Source organism: Methanoregula sp. (assembly GCF_028712425.1).
GTDB lineage: Archaea > Halobacteriota > Methanomicrobia > Methanomicrobiales > Methanospirillaceae > Methanoregula.
Genome location: NZ_JAQTQD010000027.1, coordinates 1 through 19,477, shown reverse-complemented (window position 1 = coordinate 19,477; position 19,477 = coordinate 1). Strand labels below are relative to the sequence as shown.

Below are 19,477 nucleotides of genomic sequence, written 5' to 3'. Positions count from 1 at the left end.
TACCGAAGTAAAACAGTGACCAAAAGATCTAAGGTACAGTGCCTCCTTACATTGTTATGCACCACATCGTAAGGAGACGAAATAATGTCAGCAAACCGGTATATCAGGTTTGTTGGATTATCCTCCGGCTTGATCAGGGATTCCCGAATCCCACGTTTCTTATTAAAGTACTCGGAAAGAGCCTATAGCCAGCACCAATTACACATTCTTCATCTCCTGAAAAAGTATCTATCAGAAGATTATCGTGATGCTGCAGAACTCGCGGAGATCATGGACTCACTCCGAGAAAAGATCCACCTCAATCAGGTTCCTCATTTCGCGACGATTCACAAGTTCTGTCAACGGATTCGATCTAGCACATTCAACTGGTTACTCAACCGGCTTGTGAAGATGTTCTATGACGAGGGTGAGAGGATCAATTGTACCGCCATAGACTCATCCGGATTCACAAGCTCATACGCAAGCCACTACTATTCCTTGAGAACCGGTAAAACCAGAAAACGATTCCTGAAGACCTCCATCTCTGTCGATACCGATCAATAGATTATTACTGGTCTAAAGATCTCTCAACACCCGGTTTATGATATCTCTCACGCCGAAAAACTCCTGAAGCAATGTCATCGACTCAGGCGTTCTGACCTCTATGTCATGGACAATGGATACAACGCCGAAAATATCCACGAGTTAATCCGGGATACTCTCTACTCCCGTTCCCTGATCCCGGCCAGAAACAGGAAACGTAAACGAATCTCCCGGATAGTATCGAAGACGACTCGCTCATGCATTCGATGAGGAAACCTATCATCAGAGAAACAAGGTTGAAACTGGATTCTCCGTCCTGAAAAGAAAGTTCGGTGAAGCCCTCAAGGCTCGATTGTTCCGGCTCCATGTCAAGGAAATCAAAATCAAAGTGATCCTCTTCAACCTCTCATGAATGATCTCAACTTTGTCGTTTCTTGTTCTCATTGAGGGATTTTACAGAGCCCAAATTTATTACATTTATTGCTGTTATTCGTTGTCTCAGTTGATCAGAGATTCTAGTATTGATGACTGTTTAAGGTTCATGGAGGAAAATTATGAGAAGTACTGTACCCACATGAAATTGCGAGGAGCCGAAAAAAAATCGGATTTCTCTACCGACTTTTCTTCGTAGGGACGACTGATACAATCTTAGCTGATTTATAAATTTCCTCTACTTCAGATGAATACAGTGAAGGATTCTTAAATGCAAAAATATAGATTGTTCCATCGACATCAGTGAAGATGTAGGAAGCGCGCATGTCAGTTTTTTCATCAAGGGATGTATCAAAATCCAGCTTGTACGCGTCATATCCAGAAATTTTCAATTGGTAATTATGCTTCGTAATTGTTATATGCCCATATGTGTTCTGGAGAGCCAGTGTTGCTAGGTTAAAGTACTGCTCGAAATCCGTAACAGTTCCCGGATCCACATCGATGCTCATGACCGTATAATTGGATTTATCAATGTTTGGTTGCGACTGGTTCCACCGCTTCGATAGGTAAGGAACATCCGGGGAGTAGAAATTCGCAATATTGGTTGTAACTCGACCGTAATCTCGGAGTGCATCCTCTTCTTCAGGGATTTCCTTCTCCCAATTACTTGGAACAGTTACGGTGACACCGTACGTGAGAAACTCGGTATTCGGGGGAACAAACGGTTCATCTTCAGAAAGCGATGATGTTGGGGACGCAGTTACCTGAGGGGTTGCAACAGCAATATCTGCTGTAACCGTGGTTGCCGGTGTGCTGGAGCCGGATGATGCCGGAGAAGTACAACCCGCTATGATACACACGATTACAAGAAAAAACACATTCAAAATCGAAAATACAACAGTTTTGGAATTTTTTTTCATTAAGCCACCAGTAACGAAAAGTATGTTAATGTTTATAAAAATTTCGAAATTTGTTTTCCATTATTTGTTTTTCATAGATATAGATGGAGTTATTGAAGATTTCCGAAAATGCAATTATGACCAAGAGAGGAAACCCCTTTTTTCACCATGGGTATCATGGGAAAGAAGGCATCCCCACCTGCCACTATCCCAAGGATGGTTAACGCACTAGCAGATTCTCTGGCAAAAATTTTTTTAATTTATCTGATATTACAATTTTTTTCGATAGAGTTAACATTGAGTATTATATGAATTACTTATAAAAAAGACCTTTATTCGTATTAACACGTTCAAAGGATACTTTTTACGAGGATGTTGAAATGAGGGGGAAGCTGTTACGAAAAATGTCATTACTGGCATGTCTGTTGATTATTACTCTAGTATCCGTTGCATCTGGTGCAACAACATCCAATCAAGTTCAGGTCACACTCTACATGCACGAAGGATCAACGTATGGCGATGTTATTCCCGGGATGCAAATCACCGGTCAGGATGGGAATGGTGTTTCATTCTCCAAAACCACCGACAGTTCCGGGTCTATCTCACTCTCTGGTGCACCGGGTACCTGGCAGTTCTCTGCGTCTAAAACCGGTTATGATTCCTCTTCATGGTCAAATTACATCGTCATCTCAAAAACCTTGAATGGGTACCTCAGGAAAATACCGGCAACCGCAACTCCTACTCCTTCCACAATTCAAGTCACGCTCTACATGCATGATGGATCAACGTATGGCGATGTTATTCCCGGGATGCAAATCACCGGTCAGGATGGAAATGGTGTTTCATTCTCCAAAACCACCGACAGTTCGGGGTCTGTTTCACTCTCGGGGGCTCCAGGCACCTGGCAGTTCTCCGCGTCTAAAACCGGGTATGATTCCTCTTCATGGTCTAATTACATCGTCATCTCAAAAACCTTGAATGGGTACCTCAGGAAAATACCGGTCATAACCACAACAACACCGAACACGGTCCAGCTCACGATCTGTGTTCATGAAACCAGATCTGATGGACCGGTTCTATCTGGTGTGAAAATAACGGGAACTGATGGTGCTGGTGCATCTTTCGAGAGAATTACTGACAATACCGGAACGGTCGTTATTTCCGGCAGTCCCGGGATCTGGTCATTTTCCGGCTCGAAAGACGGGTATGAGCCCGGATCATGGGGCAACAATGCCTATACGACACGAAGACATGATGCGTATCTACAAAAAAGTACAGTTACCGCCGTAAAAACGGCTCCAAACGTAGACACAATCGAAGTGCTCCTTTACATGCATGACGGATCACTATCCGGTTTTCCTCTCTCTGGCGTCAGCATTTCGGGTATTGATGGAAACGGGGCGGCATTATCAGCAATAACCGACAGTTCCGGGAAAATCTCTCTTTCCGGAAATCCGGGCACCTGGCAGTTCTCCGCATCTAAAGCCGGATACGATTCCTCCACGTGGTCAAATTATATTACCGGCTCAAAGACCCTTAATGGGTATCTTTCAAAAATTCAGGACACAACTATTCCCCCTGTGCAGAATACCGCCCAAGTAATACTGGTCATGTATAACGGGCCGACCTCGGGATCTCCATTATCCGGGATATTGATTACGGGTCAAGATGGAAAAGGGAATGCGTTCTCCGAGACCACCGATTCAACAGGATCGGTTACTCTTTCAGGAGCCCAAGGGACCTGGCAATTCTCGGCGGCAAAAATTGGTTATGAATCTGCCAAATGGTCAAATACTATCGTCGGATCTCAACAGTTGAAAGGATATCTGATCACATCACCGGCTGAATTGCAGCCGGGAGCCCAGATCAATATTAAGGTGACACTTGTCATGCGGGATGGATCTGCCAGTGGTCCGGTTTTATCAGGAATTGCGGTCACCGGACAGGATGGTTCCGGGACTCAATTTTCCCAGGTAACAGATTCATCGGGAACAGTTGCCCTTTCAGGTGCACCGGGAACCTGGCAGTTTTCTGCTTCTAAAGCCGGCTATGATTCCTCGTCATGGTCAAACGAGATCACTTCTGGAACAAATCTCAAAGGATTTTTGGTTGCATCGGAGGGGACTAAAACTGAACAAATCGCTGCAGGTACTATTGGATCGAAATATTTAGTCATCCCATACTTTGCCCAAAATAATCCAACATGGACAGGAGATACACTTGGAACTGGAACAGGTACTTTGGGGGGGTATGGATGTGCAGTAACATCAGCTGCAATGGTTCTAACAGCTTATGAAATTGATAATAAAAATCCAAGAGAATTAAATCAGTGGCTTATAAAGAATCATGGATTTAAATTGGGACAGGGAAAGGCACCAGATAATGAATGGGATCATATCAATTGGTATAAAGTGGCCGAAGCAAGTGGTAATACAATTACATTAAAGTCAGTAGGTTCAGCTTCGCTCGAAATGATAAATGGATATATAGATTCTGGTTATCCAGTTATTGCGCAAGTGACATATAAGCAGGATTGCATACGCGGTTCCAACAGTGATTCACCACACTTTATCGTCATCACTGGATACATAGAAAACCAAGATGGGATTACCTACAAAATACATGATCCCTTCGATAATCCTGGTGGCAACAAATGCGGTGTAAAGGGCAACGCAACCACACTCCCAGATCCAGAGGGACGATTTAGGATTATCAATGATAAGAGCGGCGCAGAAGGATACATTACTCAGATAATTGTCTATCAAGGACCAATTACATCAATCCTATCATCAAAGAATACTCAAACCCAGCAATCCACTCAATCAATCTCAACGGTTTCCCAGTTTCGATCAAGCTCAGCGACTCTGCTCGAACAATTCTTATCCGTTCTCTTCCCTGCATCCAAGACGCAAATACCAGAAGTGAGTACTGTCCAGTCGGAGAATATGCTTAAGCAATCAACATCATCTCCTGAAGGGAACCGTCAGGTATCAACTGTACAAAAACTCGGGTATGTATCTGCAAAATATGAATCTGCAGGAGATCCAGCAGCAATCAGTAGTGGAAGTGGGGATTTTGGGGGAAAAAGTTATGGAACATACCAGTTATCAAGCGAAACAGGTACTTTGAACCAATTTTTACAAACAAGTGAATATTCCGATGACTTTGAAGGTCTTGAAATTGGATCAGAAAAATTTGATGACAAATGGAGGACTTTATCAGAAAATGATGACTTTATCAACGCTCAATATAATTTCATTAAATTGACGCATTACGATATTCAAAGGGCATTATTGAAGAATAATAACCTTGATCTCTCAGGAAAAGGTTCAGCGGTACAGGAAGCGATCTGGAGTACTGCAACTCAATACGGACCAAATTCCAACGTGATAGTAAAGGCACTAAAAGATAGTAATGTAAATTCAATGACAGATAGCCAGATCGTGGAAAAAATTTACAAGTATAAGATGAATAATATCGAATCATATTTTATGAGTAGTTCACAAGAAGTACGTAATTCAATAAAAAAGCGATTCATTGGCGAATTGGAAATGCTGAAGGATATTTCCTCATCCGAAGAACAGTATGTCAATTCGGAGGATTCAACTACATTAAAAGATATCTCATCCACATCGATCACTTATTACACCCCCCCCGGAAAACCCCACCCCTTATCTCCTGGACAGGAATACGAACCCGGCGAGAAAGTGTATACCACTACGCCAACATTCACGTGGAAGGCAGATACCAAGGCACAATACTATTCTCTCGCAATCAGCAAATCTCCCTATGGATCAGACAATCTCGTCTATAACAAGCAGGAGATTACGGGATCATCAATCACAATACCGGAGAATGTCCTGGTTGCTGGTGAAAAATATCGCTGGAATATGTATGCGTATAACAGTGCTGGAAGAAGTCCAGTATCCTGGACATTATATTTCACCGTAACGTAATCGCGCAGCCAGAGATCGGGATAATTCCTCTTCCTTTTAAAAAGCGAACATAATTCTTAAAAAAAAGTTGGACCATTTCAACGGCTCTTATTATTTGTAATATCTGGTGTGATCTTGACAGAGGCGAGCATATCATCTACTTCAGTTGAATAGGGGAGAGGATTTTTGACGGTGATGATGACGAATCTCCCGTCCACATTCACAAACCGGTAATGCCACTTTTTATCTGCCGTATTGAACTCAAGAGCGTACGTCTTATACCCGGAAATCCCCCGAAATAGTGGTAGTTGTTCATGCCGGGTGATCTCTATACTACCCAAGGAGTCCTGAATAGCAACCGTTGCAAGATTAAAATACCGGTCTTCATCAGAATAGGTCTGGGAATCCACATCGATACTGAATGTTGTGTACCGAGAGGTGTCGTGATTGGGGATCCCATGGGCACGTTCCCAGGTAATATCAGGTGAGAAAAAATTTGCGATATTTGTCGTTGTCCGCCCATACTCCCGTAATGAGATGACACCGGGTTCTTCCATTTCCCAGTCGCTCGGGTAGGTTATCGTAATATCACTGGGAAGACTCACAGTGATCGTGGGGACATTAGCAGTAGCTACCGCTGAAGTAGTTGTTGTAGATTGGGACGAAGGCAATTCAGGTGTATTAGAAATAACGGTTGTTGAGACAGTCGGAGTCATGCTTTTTTCAGATGCGGGCATGGATATGCACCCAGCAGAAAACAGGGAGCATACGAGAAGGATGGCAACGCAGACAATTGGCAGAACAGGAGTGAATTTCTTCATCATTATCAGAAAGGAAAATGAGGTATTATTTAATGAAATATTCGCTTTGCATTTATATCGCTGTTGTGCAGATAAAAAATTCTAAAAAAAATATGAGGTACTGCATACCAAATGGAGAGGAAGAAGGTTCAAAGTGTATGTTTTGTTATCGTTCCAGTCTGAACCAAATCGTTTATACGCAACCTACTGAGCCTGAAAAAAGGAATCAATTATTACCGCACCCTTCGTGCAGCGAGCACCACAGCAAGGCCAGCCGCCGCGATACCGGCTGCAGCTGTCAGCGGGGAGAGCGGAGACTGTGTGGCCGTGGGCCACGGGGTCGGCACGGTTGTGACGGTCGTACGGGTGGTTTTCACCACAGGCACCGTGGTTGTCGGCACGGTGGTTGCCACAGTCGGAGCAACGACGGTGAAGGACTTGCTCCCGATATACCCGTCTGCATCCCAGAACTCGACCGTGTAATCGCCGCCGCTTGTTACCGCAACTTTCTGGGTGAAGATCCCGGCACCGTTCTTGATATTGTTCTTTGTCTGGATCCACTGTTTCGAGTAGATCCGGCCGTCAGGGCCATTGACCTCGATTTGGATCCCATCATTGCCGCCGTTTTTGAGTTCCCCTTCGATCCGGAGCGCGTCCTTCAAGTCCTGCGTCACGGGCGAGGTAATTTCGATCTCATCCGACCGGTCGATGACCTTGATCAGCTGCATGGTCGTTGAGTCGGAGCGGAGCCGGGCTTCATCGGAGCCGGTATACTGCATCTCGGCCTTATACGTGCCGCCCGGCAGACCGGTCGTATCAACGATCACGTACTGCGTCCTCTGGTCGGACTGGATCGTCACGGGTTGTTTCCGGATCTGGGTCGTGGTGTATCCGGACTGGTACAGGACAAGGTTGAAGGTTGTCCCGGGCGGGAAGTCGCTGTCTACGCTGCACTTGAGGGAGGCCCCCGCCGCGACCTCTTCACTGCACTTCAGATAGAGCCCGTACGCGGAGACCGGGCCCGCCATTGCCAGAAGAAAGAGTGCGATGAGAAGGATCCTTTTCATGCCTACAGGATCTTTTGTGTGGCGTTAAATGCTTATCTGTATGAACCGTATGCAGGTGGTGGCTCCAAAAGCCCGTATTCAGACCATGCCGGTGAAGTTCTCAAGCATTTTCAAGCCCGCGACTCCGCTCTTTTCGGGGTGGAACTGGACTCCGTAGACCGTGCCACGGAAGACAGCCGAAGCAAACGGGCAGATGTATTCGGTCGTTGTCAGGGTGTACTCCTGAGTTGTGTCCGCGTAATAGGAATGGACGAAGTAGACGCTCTCGTCCGGCCGGATCCCGGCAAGGAGCGGATTGTCCGGCATCTCCAGCGTAAGAGTGTTCCAGCCCATGTGGGGCACCTTGAACCCGGCCATCTTCGGGAACCGCCTCACGTTGCCCGGAATGAGCCCGAGCCCCTTGTGGAACCCGTGCTCCTCGCTCGTCTCCAGGAGCATCTGCATGCCAAGGCAGATCCCCAGCAGCGGGACTTCCCTTGAGGAGGAGACAACTGTCTCCTGCAGGGCGCCGAGTTTCTCCATTGCCTCACGGAATGCCCCGACGCCCGGCAGGACGAGACCGTCCGCAGCCGCTATCTCGTCCGGATCGCACGTGACAATGACATTTGCCCCGGCCTTCTCCAGCCCCCGCATGACACTCCGGAGGTTGCCGGCACCGTAATCAATAATGGCTATCTGCGTCATTGACCTCGGCCCTGCCTTCTTTTATTCTCCAGCGCCCGTCCGTGACCCATGCTGCCGGAAGTCCCTGTGCCTGCTGCCATTCATTGAGCTTTTCTGTCCAGCCCTGCCAGAGGTTCGGGTAATCCCCGGCGATCATGTGCAGTAATGCCATATCGCTTGACGGGCACATGAAGCAACCGATCCGGTCCAGCCGGTGCCCGTACAGGGCATTGTACGGCGCCTGCTCGCGCCAGATGTACAGCCAGACATGCATGGCAGTCCAATTGTGGATCGGGGCTGCCGAGAGCTGGACTTTGACGTTCCGGTTCCGCCAGACCCGGTCGCTCTGCGCACGTGTCGCCGACTCGTACCGCCGCTGGCCGATGAACGAGAGGCACTCTCCCCACTTCTCCCGGACCAGGTCCAGCACGGGTGTCAGCTTGCAGACCCGGCAGCACCAGCGGGCGTTGACTGCCGGGGGGCCCTGTTTTGCAAAGGTCTCCCAGAATGTGTTGTTGCCATCGGTCCGGATCACTTCAAGGCCATACTTCTCTGACACTTCGCGGACATTCTCGTAGGTTTCCGGGAACTCGAGGCCCGTGTCGGCAAAGAGCATCGGGACCTTCCCGATCGCCTTTGTCACTACAAGCAGGGTAGCGAGACTGTCCTTGCCCCCCGAGTAGGAGACGTTCGCTACGAGACCGGGATTTCTTTCCGTAACGGACCTGACGAATGCTACCGCTTCAGCCTCTGCATCCTCAAGAACGCGGGCATTGGCCCGCACAGCATCGTCCCAGCCGGCCCTGCCGGGCACGATCTGCGAGGCAATGTTCCGTCTCGTCCGGACAATGGAGCCTTTCTCCATGGCCCGGGCCGCTGCCGCGTCCACCTTTGCCCGCCCGACGCCGATGCAGGTCCCGTCGCGGGTCATGATAAAGACCTCATCCCCGGCCCTGACCGAATCGTCGATCGAGACCATGCCGGGCCGGAGCACGCTCATACCCTGGTCGCGGATGAACGGGACCGCGTCATCGCTCACCACGACAACGCGTTTTTTTGGCGTGAACAGGTTACATGCCTCGGGCCGGGGAACCGGCTCCCATGCACGCTTATCCGGGAAGTACCGGATGATGCCCGCAACACCGCCTCCTGCGATCACCTCTTCCATCCGGTCCTGGTCGGGAACCTTGTTCAAGAGCGCAAGGTGCCCTTCAGGGATAAGCGGGGCACCGAAATGATCGGAATAGATCCTGTTGATAAGTGCAACATCTTCCGGAAACGCCGGCCGTGCATCGCCCGGAGGCGTGACCGGGACCTCGCGGGTTGCGGCACCGCAGGCGCAGCGCTTTGCCATGACGGGAGTGTGGCAGGTATCACACCAGCGGAGCAGGATCCTGCCAAGATATGAAGGACGCATTTCTCTCACATCATACGTCTTTTGGGAATAAAAATCCACGAGGCGGAGGCAAGGGAGTACCGATAAATACCCTCCTTTCCCATCTTTACAGCAGATATGATCGATACCTGGCTCCTTGCCTCAGCCTGCCTTGTCCTCCTCCTGCTGGGGGCAATCTTCCGCATTGTCCGCACAAAGAGCAGGAACGACCGGTTCCTCGCAGCGCTGGTCGCAATAACGATCGGGTCCGCAGCCGGTCTCACGCTCAGCATCTCGCAGGGTACGCTCCTTGTCCTCGATATCGCGATCGCCCTCTCGCTCTTCTGCTTTGCCCTCCTCATTGCAGCAGTACGGTTCACCGGGGGTGCCAGAGCATGAGCTCATTCCTGTTCGACATCGCGATCTGGCTCCTCCTCTTTGGAGCGTTCGTGTTCGGGGTGCTCGGGTTCTTCGGGCTTTTGATCTTCCCGGATATCCGGAGCCGGATGTTCACGGCATCGCGGGCAAGCCTGATCGCTGCGGGGCTCGTGGTCGTCTCCGTGCTCCTCTATGGCATCAATGCTTACAGGGAGACCGGGCTGGATATCTATCTCGCACTGCTGGCCCACACAGTTCTTCTCGTTCTCGTTCTCTGTGCCGGCACAAATGTGGTGACGCGGATCGTGAAGGATGCGGTAGCCGAGACGATCCTCCCGCTTGACGCAAAGAAATGAACAGTCTTTAAAAAACAGGCCGTTTTCCCCTTTTTTCTTATTTATTCAACAACACGGACGGGTGTTCCATGTTGAGTTGTACACGAAAAACGTATTATTCCGGTTCTGCTTCCGGGATCTCTTCCGGTTCCAGGAAACAGAGCACGCCGGCAATACCAAGGATGATGACGGCAGGCATATAGAGGAAGAGGAGGTTCAATGACCCGGCGATCGGGACGGAGAGGGTGATAAATACCGCAGCAAAGACGAGCATCCACCCGGCAAACCGCGTCTCCTTGTTGGCGATGGCAGCCCCCATAAGGCCGAGGCTGGAAAACAATGCGGTCTGGACTCCTGAGAGGGTCTGCTCGCTGCTCATCGCCGAGAGGATCACGTACACGGCGATCAGGATACCACAAATTCCCCCGATGAGACCCAGGATGAACTGTTTCTTCATAGGAGTAGCGTTGCTCTTGAGCGGAATAAAGGTTGCCCCCAGGCTGTTTTTTGCGGGCCCCATGCGGCTCCCGATTCAAAAATGCGGCACCAGACACTCATAAAATGCGCGTTGCTCCCCGGGAAACCGGCCGTTTCCCGGCCCCCTGAATCGTTCATATGCCCGCTGATTGCAAAACGGAGCCCTGTGCAAAGGTTTGCGCAATTTCTGATGTATTACTCTGATATGCTCTTTTTTTGGAGAAATGAGCAATTTTTTTTGGGTAAAAGTGCTGGTTTATGCTGTTTCTATGCCCAAAAACGCCATTGCGACCAAAATATTTATTAATAGACAAAATAACAAAAAATATAACCCTTTCCGGTAGGAGGTGGATACCAACATGGCAGCAGCAAAGAAGGCGGCAGCTAAGAAGACGCCGGCAAAGAAGGCCCCAGCAAAGAAGGCGGCAGCTAAGAAGAAGTAATCTTGGCACACAACACTACACCTTATTTTTGGATTTGTTTTCAGGAATTTCCCTCTGCGGACTCTCATGCGTTCAGCACGGTCCGCCTTTTGCGAACACGTTATCCGGACAACAGGATACTATCGATCGTCCTGTCGGTGGAATAATCGCGGATCATTCCTTGCAAGATCGCAGGCAATGAGGGCGCTCTTCTCCTTATCCTTGATCTCCAGCATGATGTCACGGTCAAAGGGATGGGATTGTTCAAGAAACGCGGAAAAATCGGCCGGGTCAATATGCTCAGCATGGCTGCCCGGCCGTTTGCCGGAGTGTTGCGAGCTGTAGTCCACCATCGGGATCCCATCGGATTTCTTCCATGTCTCACCAGTCAGGTGCAGGGATTCTTCCATCACTTCTCCTGCGTTGTTGCAGGTATGGTGGAAGACATCGAATAGGACCGGGATGCCGGTTTCTTCATGGACTTTCAGGCAGTCTGCCGCGGTGAACCGCTGGTCGTCATTCTCGATCACAAGACGCCGGCGGATTCGCGGGTCAAGACGTTCGTACACCCGGACAAAACGTGCAAGGGCCGTTTCCTTGTCGCCATACACCCCGCCCACGTGGAGCTGGACCTTTGCAGAAGGATCCAGGCCCATTGCATCCAGCACGGAAGTATGGTAGGTAAGTTCGGCAATGCTCCGGGCAACCACTTCCTTGTCCGGGGCGTTGAGGAGAATGAACTGGTCAGGGTGCATCGAGATCCGGGTGCCTGTCTTCCGGATGAACTCCCCGATATCCGCGAGTTCGTTCTGGAAGTGCTCCTGCCAGGGAAACCTGCAGACCGGGTGGGAGGCGAAGGGCACCAGGTCGGACGTGATCCGGAAGAAGAGGATACTGTTTTCACGGTTCCATGCAAGGATTCTTTTCAGGCACGCAAGGTTCCCCGCAACGGTTTCAACCAGCCGCTGTTCTGAGTACGAGGCAAGGCGGAAGGTCTTGTTGGCGCTGCACCCGATCCCCCGGTTGATACAGGGATACCCGATCCGCATTCAGACACCGTGATGAAGGGTGGCCGGCACGGGCCGGCCGGATGTTGTTCAGGGATTCATCAGGTAGATGGATGCGTTCAGCACCGTGGCAATGCTCACCCACGCGATATAGGGGATGAGGAAATATGCCGCACTCTTCCGCACCCGGTAAAAAACCACGATGGTTGCGAGGATCAGCCACCACAGGATGATGATGTCAATCAGACCGAGAAGGGGGGACCGGAGGCCGAAGAAGAGGAACGACCAGATGACGTTCAAGAAAAACTGGACCATGAATATACCCACCGCAAACCGGACTTCCGGCTTCTCAATCCCCAGTTCCCAGACAAGAAAGAGGGCGATGCCCATCAGCAGAAAGAGCGTGACCCAGACCGGCCCAAAGACCCAGGCCGGCGGAGCAAAGAAGGGCTTGATCAGGCTTGAGTACCAGGAGCCCGGGGCGGGTGTGGTCACCACCGAGCCGAGGCTCCCGGCAATTTCACAGAAGAGGATTGCAGCTGCGAGTCTCAGCAGCGATGGTCCTTTCAGGTACGAAGAAAATTCCATGGTCATTCTCGTTTGTTTTCACACTTAATCCTTAAGGTCCTGTCATGATCCGGGTGACCGGGCAGCGCATCGCAGCCTTCCCCCTACCTTCGGTCAACGAACCGTTTCGGCCGGCCGGGCAGGCGCGAGAGTTCGAGGCCCTTGGGCGGTACGAAGTTGATCTCGATTCCAAACAGGTTCTCCTCCTGCTTCTGCCGGAGCGCTTTTTTCCATGAATAGAACGATCGCATAAATCGTTCACTAACCCCCTCGCGATCGCAGGAGGAGGGGTCTTTGCATTCCACGCTCACCCGGAGCAGGGTCTTTTCCTGATCGTCGCCCGCGTACAGGAATGCCTCGTACTCCCCCGTGAGATACTCCATGTTCTCGCGCTGGAACACCCCGCGTTCCACGTCAACCCGGTTCATGGGCGTGCCGTGGGCCCAGAACGTTTCGGCCTCCCGCTGCGGTGTGTAGATCCGCATGTGCGTCCGGCCGCAGGCACACTTCTCGCGGCTGGTGATAACGGTCGTGTCATCGGTGTCGTAGTTGATGAGGAGCATCCCGCACTTTGCCCCGACCGGGAGCAGCGTCGTAAGCACGATCCGCCCGCACTCGCCTTCCTTTACGAATTCCTTCAGCTGCGGGTCGTAGAGGTCCATGTGGACGAGGTCTTCGGGAACATGGAGGCCCTGCTTTGCCGTGCACTCCCCGCACATCGATCCCTCGGTGCTCCCGTACGTGTTGTACACATCGCAGCCCCAGAGCTCGGCAAGGTATGCCCGCGATTCGTCCGCAAACGCCTCGCCGCCCGCGATCAGTTTAGTCACCCCGGACTCCTTCGGGTTCAGGCCCTCGGCCTCCATCTGCCGGGCGAGCCGGATCAGCTTAAAGACGCTGCCCACGATCCCGGTTGGCCGGTAGTTCGTGATGACGCGGAGCGGGAAGGTGCACTTGCCGTACGGGACAACCGTGATCCCGAGATCCCGGGCCGCAAGCGTCATCGTATTTGCCCCCACGTTCATGCCGTACGAGGCGCAGATCACCATCCGGTCGCCGCGGGTGAATCCCTGCGATGTGAAGATGCGGGCATATTTCTCGGCCAGCCGCTCCCATTCCTCCCAGCAGAGGAAGAAACTCTTGGGCACTCCGCTTGTCCCGCTCGTCTCGTGGATCGTGTAGATATCCTGCGGGCTTGCGGAGAGGAAGCCATAGTCCGGCCGGTTCGGCGGCTGGTGTGCCCGGACATCCGAGCCCGAGATGATCGGGAGCTCACTGAGGTCTTCGTGTTCCCGGATACTCTTCGGATCGATCCGGTGCTCGCGGAACCATGTGCGGTAGAACGGCGAGTGCTCGTTTGCATAGCTGATCGTGTACTTCACCCGCTCATCAATCAGGGCATCGAGATCGGACCGTGGAAGGGTCTCGATCTCCTCGCGGAAGAATCGGTTGGTCAAGGTGTACACCTCATGAAAAGTGAAGGCGTGCCGGGAATCATAATCATTTGCTTCAGCGAAATGGGATCTGTGCACCGGCTCTCCCCCCAAATCCGTCATCAGGCTAAAAGGTGGTCCGGGGTGAGCGTGAAAAAGGATCTCTTTATTAGACCGGATATCATTCGTACATTTCAGGAATCAACCATGGAAACAAACAGCCTTGTCAGGTACGGATCGATAATCCTTGCCCTCTGTGTCATCGTTGCCAGCATCTGGGTCATTGTTATGCCGCCCGCAGGGGACGACATCCAGGGAATCGCCCTGATGGCGATCGGTTTCTTCATGCTTGCCGTTGTCTACTACATCGTGCGGCTTGAACGTAAGTTCGGGACTGCCTGATCTTTTTTGATCGCATGGTGACGATACACGTTACACCGGAAGATGCCGTGCTCGAACTCCAGGAGCGGATCGAGGCACTGAACGCGGTGAAAAAAGACGGGGCCGGCCTTGACTATTACGACTTTGTCCGCTGGTGCTCGAAGACCTGGCAGGCCGTGGACCGGATCTACGGGCAGGACGATCCGCACAGTGAAGAACTCCGCACCCTATCCCTCGCGAACTGCACCTGTAATGCTTCAATACAGGCTCTTGTCCTTGCAGAGGCTTACCATGCCCGTCTGCTTGGGTTCATTGATGAGATCCGTGCAGGGAAGCAGGGGTAAACAGCACGGGCAGACCCGAACACCCCCTTAAGACGGAGGTTTTGGGTTCTGGGTAGGGGGTATTCCCCACTAAAACGTCCGTCCTTGCCATAGGGTATGGTCCTGCCTGTAAATATCCTGAATTTTCTGATCCAGAAACGTTTTTTTCTCTGTTGCCAGGAACAGGGTAATTATTTCGCCCATAGCGGGCGCCGGCTGCACCCGGGTCCCGCAAAAAAAGGGCAGGTCATGAAATTTTTGCGCAATTTCTCACGCGAATAAAGAGCACGGTTTTATTCGAAAGAATGACCCCCTTTTGCCAAAAAACACGATTGTATCGTGATTCTTTTCGGGCGTTGGCACCATTTCCACTGCCGAATTTTTTCACAAAACCGGCCCGGAAATTCTCCGTCGGTGATTCTATCCGGAGGAAGAGACACTCCCCGATTCCCCCTGTTACGACGGAGGACAGGATACCCCGCCTGGATCAGGTATCAGTCGCGGGCATGCTTATTAACATACCCGTCCGGCTCCCAGAACCCGATCTCGCCGACCGCCACATCGTAGATACGGAGACGGCGGAACGTCCGCTCGTGCTGCGTCCGGAGCCAGATCTCGCGGGGCATCCATTTCGGGAACGGCAGTCCGCGGACTTCGGCAAGTTCGTCTTTGAGGAGATCTTCATAGAAATCCTCCGGATTAATGTGGTGCTTGAGAACCCGTACTCTGAGAAGAAACGCGTTGCCCGGCTTGAAACAAAAGAGATCGTAGCCGAGCTCCGGATGGTCCGTGTTCTCCTGCCACTGGTAGCCCATCTTTTCCGCAAACTTTTTTGCATCTGCGATGGCGGCGAGCGGTCGTCTGCCTCTTGGCATAGTACTATTAAAATTATTTTTATAATTAATTGATATTGCTGTTTGATTTTAAAAAAAATTCACCAGGAAAAATAGTTGTGATGCCATACACATGTATTTGCTCGCAAAATTTACGTACGTTCCCTCGCCCAGCGAGGTGGCGATGAGCCCTCGTAATTTTATAGTGTTTCCATACCGGGGGAGATGCAAAAAAAATCACCAGATCACCGCCCGCTCGCTCTCGTTCCGGTACAGGGCATCGCCCGGTTGGACCTCCGGGAACGTTTCATAGAATTCGGGGATGTTGAAGACAACGCCGTTGACCCGGTATTTCGATGCTGAATGCGGGTCGGTGTATACCCAGTTCCGCTCCGCCTCCTCCCGGGCATTCTCCCGCCAGACCTGGGCATAAGCATAGAAGAACTCCCGCTTCCTTACCGGATCAGGTGCCGGTCCTGCAGCACTCCTCCAGGCATGGTAGGCAATCGTTACGCCCCCGAGGTCCGCGATGTTCTCCCCCAGGGTCAGGTTGCCGTTGAGGGGGAGGCCGGGAAGGACCTCGAACTGGTTATATTCTCTCACGAGAAGGGAAGTGCGGCCGGAGAACTGCGCTGCGTCCTCCTCCGTCCACCAGTCTGCAAGGTTCCCGTCCTTGTCATACTGCCGGCCCTGGTCATCGAACCCGTGCGTCATCTCGTGGGCAACCACCGCCCCGAGAGCGCCGTAGTTCTTTGAGGGGACCGCATCCGGGTCAAAGAATGGCGGCTGGAGGATCGCCGCGGGGAAGACAATCTCGTTTGTCGACGGATTGTAATACGCATTCACGGTCTGCGGCGACATGAACCAGACATCCGGGTCAACCGGCCGGCCGATCCGTTCGAGTCCATAGGGCCCGTGGATCAGGTTGTATGCCGAGGCCGCACGGACATTCCCGCTGTAGGAGCCGGTGAGTTCCAGGCCCTCATAATCCATCCATGTGTCCGGGTATGCGATCTTCTGGCGCATGGCAGCGAGTTTCTCCCGGGCTCGTTCTTTTGTGGCGCTGCCCATCCAGGTGAGGTTCCCGATCCGTGAATCGAACGTCTGCCGGATCGTCTGGAACATCCCGGTCACCATCCCGCGGGTTCTGGGGTCGACGTATTCAGCAACGTACTGTTTTCCCACGAGGTCACCCAGCTGGGAGTCGCCGGTGTGCACGACCCGTTTCCACCGGGGCAGCATCCCGGTCACGCCATTGAGGGTCCGGTCATAGAAAGCAAAATGTTCCTCCTCGAAGGATGCGCCGAGGTACGGAGAGGTTTCATCAATCAGCCGGTACCGGAGATAGAGTTTCCAGTCCGCGAGCGGGGCAGTCGAGATCTCCTTCTCCAGGGTGTCCAGGTACTTCGGCTGGTACACGTTCACCTTCGTCACCTGCCCGGAACCCGGAATGGACGTGAGCCGGTCCCATCCGATGGACGGCCAGCGCTCCTTCAGTTCCGCAATGGTGTAGACATTGGTTATCCGCTGTGCGTCGCGGTTCTCCTCATTGGTGAACTGGCCGAGCGCAAGGGTCTTCTCCATGGCATAGATCGTCTTTGCATCCGCGGCGGCCTGTGCTCCGGATTCTCCGGAGAGGACCAGTACCTTCCTGATATGGTCCTGGTACGCCTCCTGTGTTGCCACGCTTGTATTGTCCGTCCGCGTGTAATAGTCGCGGTCGGGCATGCCGAGCCCGCCCTGCCAGAGCGTTGCGATCACTTCGGTAGTATTCCGTGTATTGACCTCGCCTTGGTAGAAATAGAGCGGGGTTGCCCCATGCTCCAGCAGGACGACGGTGACGTTTGAGAGGTCCTTCCGGGATCCGATCGCATCGATCGCGGCAAGGTCTGCGGAAAGCGTTTCGAGCCCTTCGGCATCGATCGCCTGTGTGTCCATTCCCGAGCGGTAGAACTGACCGATGAGGACGCTGTTCCGGTCGGTCGCCGTCCCGGTCGCGTTCGCGGCCCGGTTCATGAGGGCATGGAGATCTTCGTCGGCCTTGTCGCGCAGCAGGCTAAAAGTCGCGACATACGTCTTGTCGGCAGGAATCGGGTGCTCCCGCTTCCAGGCGTCGTTCACATGGGTATAGAAGTCGTCACCCGGCCGAATGGATTCATTCAGCGTGTACCACGGCGGGGGAACCGGCGTTGCGCTCACCGGTTGTCCCGTCCCGGTACCAGCAGGCATGGTGCACCCGGCAGCAGCGAGGCAGGCAATAAGCAATAGGATCAGGAGTAAGCGTTTCACAATGAGTACCCATACTCAGTCAACACGAATAAGAGTTGCCAGGAGCGGCAGGACACATACAGCAAAAATGACCCGGTTCCAAAACAAGGAGTCGAGGATACCAGCCCGGATCAGGGCTTTTCGATCCGGCACTCTGCGGTCACTTCCCCGACTTCAGCGAACATCGCCGCGATCGGGCAGAGCCGGGTGAGTGTCTGGTCAATAATGTTCTTCATCATTACATCGTCCGTCCCACGAGCACGGAGCGTGACGGTCAGGTGAACGTGATTGAAGAACGCGGGCATCGTTCTCCTCCGGGTCCCGTGGATTGCGATGGCCATCTCTTCCGGCACAATACCCTGGTCGCCAAGGGCAAGGAGGATTTTAACGCCAACACATCCTCCGAGCGATCCGATGAGGTACTGGAGGGGATTTGCACAATTCCCGTGACCGCCCATGCCAACCGGTTTCTACTCCTTCCGCGATTCGTCCCAGGGGATCTCCGTGCTCATGCAATACCGGTTGTCCTTGCTGTATAAGAAATCGTGCGGGAAACCACGAACGCAGATTTGTCCTCACTGTTGACGACAACAAGGAAAATGATAAAAATAATTTATGGACCGGTTCTTGCATGAACAGGTTCATTGCTGGTGGCTGGACGCAACGTCGAAATACAATTACTATGAGTGCCAGTTTTATTGTAAAGCAGTCTGCTGAATGATGAGCAGGGGCACGGAATATCACGTCGGATCCGGTGAGGGGGACGCGTGGCTCTCCCGGGAAATTTCCGACGAAGAGGATTGCTCCTCCATCAGTACGGTCCCGCTTAAACCCCCCTCCCGGTTCGTTTTGTGTGCTCATATCCAGAAAAAACAAGGATCGATGAACAGGGAGGGAATATACTGGCATTTTTTTACGTATAATCCAGTCTCCATTGGGCAAAAAAACGATAATTTATGGGAATTTTCAGAATGGTGTACTGTAATTCGGTAAAAAGTGCGAACCTCCAAAAGTCGGTTTTTCAAAATGAATTCGGATTCGAAAAATAAGCTCTATACGGGCAGATTTGTTTCCGGCAGCCGGGCATCGTACAACGAGGGGTGCGGAAGGGAGCTCACCTGCGACAGGCCGGTTTTCCGTGGACCGGACCCGGAGGGAGAGTTTGTGGGTATGCACGTGCTATGATGCATTGAGCAACCCCTGCCGGAAATTTTTTTGCCGGACCCTGCTCACAATTTTTTGCTCTGTAGAAATCCTCAATTAAGATAAATTGAATGAATCTGTCAAGGTTAGCAAGGATAATCTTGCAAGAGATTTCCTTCCTCTGCATTTGGTATAACCGAGCTTTCAGATCCGCTCC

Annotated in this window: 18 protein-coding genes and 1 pseudogene; 7 read left to right on the top strand and 12 right to left on the bottom strand. The window is 51.9% G+C overall.

What is annotated here, in order from left to right; genetic code table 11:
- Window positions 1-84 precede the first annotated feature (84 nt).
- Window positions 85-934: pseudogene (locus tag PHF39_RS12210) on the top strand (IS5 family transposase).
- Between the two features lie 199 nt (window positions 935-1,133).
- Here PHF39_RS12210 and PHF39_RS12205 read toward each other — a convergent pair.
- Window positions 1,134-1,874: a hypothetical protein gene (locus tag PHF39_RS12205; RefSeq protein WP_300224502.1), complete on the bottom strand. Its 741-nt coding sequence runs from the start codon at window positions 1,872-1,874 to the stop codon at window positions 1,134-1,136.
- Window positions 1,875-2,233: 359 nt separating this feature from the next.
- Here PHF39_RS12205 and PHF39_RS12200 point away from each other — a divergent pair, with 359 nt between their 5' ends.
- Window positions 2,234-5,809, top strand: coding sequence for a C39 family peptidase (locus tag PHF39_RS12200; protein WP_300224501.1), 3,576 nt, complete (start codon window positions 2,234-2,236; stop codon window positions 5,807-5,809).
- A gap of 77 nt (window positions 5,810-5,886) precedes the next feature.
- On the opposite strand, the gene PHF39_RS12195 is transcribed toward PHF39_RS12200, so the two are convergent.
- On the bottom strand, window positions 5,887-6,345 hold the full coding sequence (locus tag PHF39_RS12195; RefSeq protein ID WP_300224500.1) for a hypothetical protein: 459 nt from the start codon (window positions 6,343-6,345) through the stop codon (window positions 5,887-5,889).
- A gap of 55 nt (window positions 6,346-6,400) precedes the next feature.
- On the opposite strand from PHF39_RS12195, the gene PHF39_RS12190 reads away from it, so the two are divergent.
- The gene (locus PHF39_RS12190; protein WP_300224499.1) at window positions 6,401-6,694 is read left to right on the top strand and encodes a hypothetical protein; all 294 of its coding nucleotides are present in this window, start codon (window positions 6,401-6,403) and stop codon (window positions 6,692-6,694) included.
- A gap of 127 nt (window positions 6,695-6,821) precedes the next feature.
- Here the strand turns inward: PHF39_RS12190 and PHF39_RS12185 are convergent, their stop codons facing one another.
- From PHF39_RS12185 to PHF39_RS12175, 3 genes are all read right to left on the bottom strand, one after another.
- Window positions 6,822-7,655, bottom strand: a complete 834-nt coding sequence (locus tag PHF39_RS12185; protein ID WP_300224497.1) for a hypothetical protein — start codon at window positions 7,653-7,655, stop codon at window positions 6,822-6,824.
- Between the two features lie 78 nt (window positions 7,656-7,733).
- On the bottom strand, window positions 7,734-8,339 hold the full coding sequence (gene hisH, locus PHF39_RS12180; protein ID WP_300224495.1) for an imidazole glycerol phosphate synthase subunit HisH: 606 nt from the start codon (window positions 8,337-8,339) through the stop codon (window positions 7,734-7,736).
- Window positions 8,317-9,735, bottom strand: a complete 1,419-nt coding sequence (locus PHF39_RS12175) for a phosphoadenosine phosphosulfate reductase family protein (protein ID WP_300224493.1) — start codon at window positions 9,733-9,735, stop codon at window positions 8,317-8,319. Before PHF39_RS12175 ends, hisH begins: the two co-directional genes overlap by 23 nt.
- Before the next feature lie 96 nt (window positions 9,736-9,831).
- On the opposite strand from PHF39_RS12175, the gene PHF39_RS12170 reads away from it, so the two are divergent.
- The gene (locus PHF39_RS12170; RefSeq protein WP_300224491.1) at window positions 9,832-10,092 is read left to right on the top strand and encodes a hypothetical protein; all 261 of its coding nucleotides are present in this window, start codon (window positions 9,832-9,834) and stop codon (window positions 10,090-10,092) included.
- Window positions 10,089-10,427 carry a monovalent cation/H(+) antiporter subunit G gene (locus PHF39_RS12165; RefSeq protein WP_300224489.1) on the top strand — a complete coding sequence of 113 codons (339 nt, stop codon included), beginning with the start codon at window positions 10,089-10,091 and terminating at the stop codon, window positions 10,425-10,427. Before PHF39_RS12170 ends, PHF39_RS12165 begins: the two co-directional genes overlap by 4 nt.
- Before the next feature lie 94 nt (window positions 10,428-10,521).
- Here the strand turns inward: PHF39_RS12165 and PHF39_RS12160 are convergent, their stop codons facing one another.
- The 4 genes from PHF39_RS12160 to ftsA all read right to left on the bottom strand — a co-directional run bounded on the left by PHF39_RS12160 (window position 10,522) and on the right by ftsA (window position 14,336).
- On the bottom strand, window positions 10,522-10,863 hold the full coding sequence (locus tag PHF39_RS12160) for a hypothetical protein (protein ID WP_300224488.1): 342 nt from the start codon (window positions 10,861-10,863) through the stop codon (window positions 10,522-10,524).
- A gap of 582 nt (window positions 10,864-11,445) precedes the next feature.
- Entirely contained in the window at window positions 11,446-12,354 is a 909-nt protein-coding gene (gene uvsE / locus PHF39_RS12155) for a UV DNA damage repair endonuclease UvsE (protein ID WP_300224486.1), read from the bottom strand.
- Window positions 12,355-12,402: 48 nt separating this feature from the next.
- Complete coding sequence (locus PHF39_RS12150) at window positions 12,403-12,900, bottom strand: TspO/MBR family protein (protein WP_300224485.1); 498 nt, start codon at window positions 12,898-12,900, stop codon at window positions 12,403-12,405.
- A gap of 83 nt (window positions 12,901-12,983) precedes the next feature.
- Window positions 12,984-14,336 carry a coenzyme F390 synthetase gene (gene ftsA, locus PHF39_RS12145; RefSeq protein ID WP_300224484.1) on the bottom strand — a complete coding sequence of 451 codons (1,353 nt, stop codon included), beginning with the start codon at window positions 14,334-14,336 and terminating at the stop codon, window positions 12,984-12,986.
- A gap of 183 nt (window positions 14,337-14,519) precedes the next feature.
- Between ftsA and PHF39_RS12140 the strand changes: the two genes are divergently transcribed.
- Together PHF39_RS12140 and PHF39_RS12135 are read left to right on the top strand one after the other, a co-directional pair.
- Window positions 14,520-14,714: a hypothetical protein gene (locus PHF39_RS12140; protein ID WP_300224482.1), complete on the top strand. Its 195-nt coding sequence runs from the start codon at window positions 14,520-14,522 to the stop codon at window positions 14,712-14,714.
- Between the two features lie 14 nt (window positions 14,715-14,728).
- Entirely contained in the window at window positions 14,729-15,037 is a 309-nt protein-coding gene (locus tag PHF39_RS12135) for a hypothetical protein (RefSeq protein WP_300224480.1), read from the top strand.
- 473 nt (window positions 15,038-15,510) lie between these two features.
- Here PHF39_RS12135 and PHF39_RS12130 read toward each other — a convergent pair whose 3' ends face one another.
- The 3 genes from PHF39_RS12130 to PHF39_RS12120 form a co-directional block, all read right to left on the bottom strand.
- Window positions 15,511-15,891 (bottom strand): hypothetical protein, encoded by a 381-nt coding sequence (locus PHF39_RS12130; protein ID WP_300224479.1) that lies wholly within the window; start codon window positions 15,889-15,891, stop codon window positions 15,511-15,513.
- A 195-nt stretch (window positions 15,892-16,086) separates the two neighbouring features.
- Window positions 16,087-18,138 (bottom strand): M13 family metallopeptidase, encoded by a 2,052-nt coding sequence (locus PHF39_RS12125; protein WP_300224477.1) that lies wholly within the window; start codon window positions 18,136-18,138, stop codon window positions 16,087-16,089.
- Between the two features lie 110 nt (window positions 18,139-18,248).
- Window positions 18,249-18,575: an OsmC family protein gene (locus PHF39_RS12120; RefSeq protein WP_300224475.1), complete on the bottom strand. Its 327-nt coding sequence runs from the start codon at window positions 18,573-18,575 to the stop codon at window positions 18,249-18,251.
- Window positions 18,576-19,477: the final 902 nt, after the last annotated feature.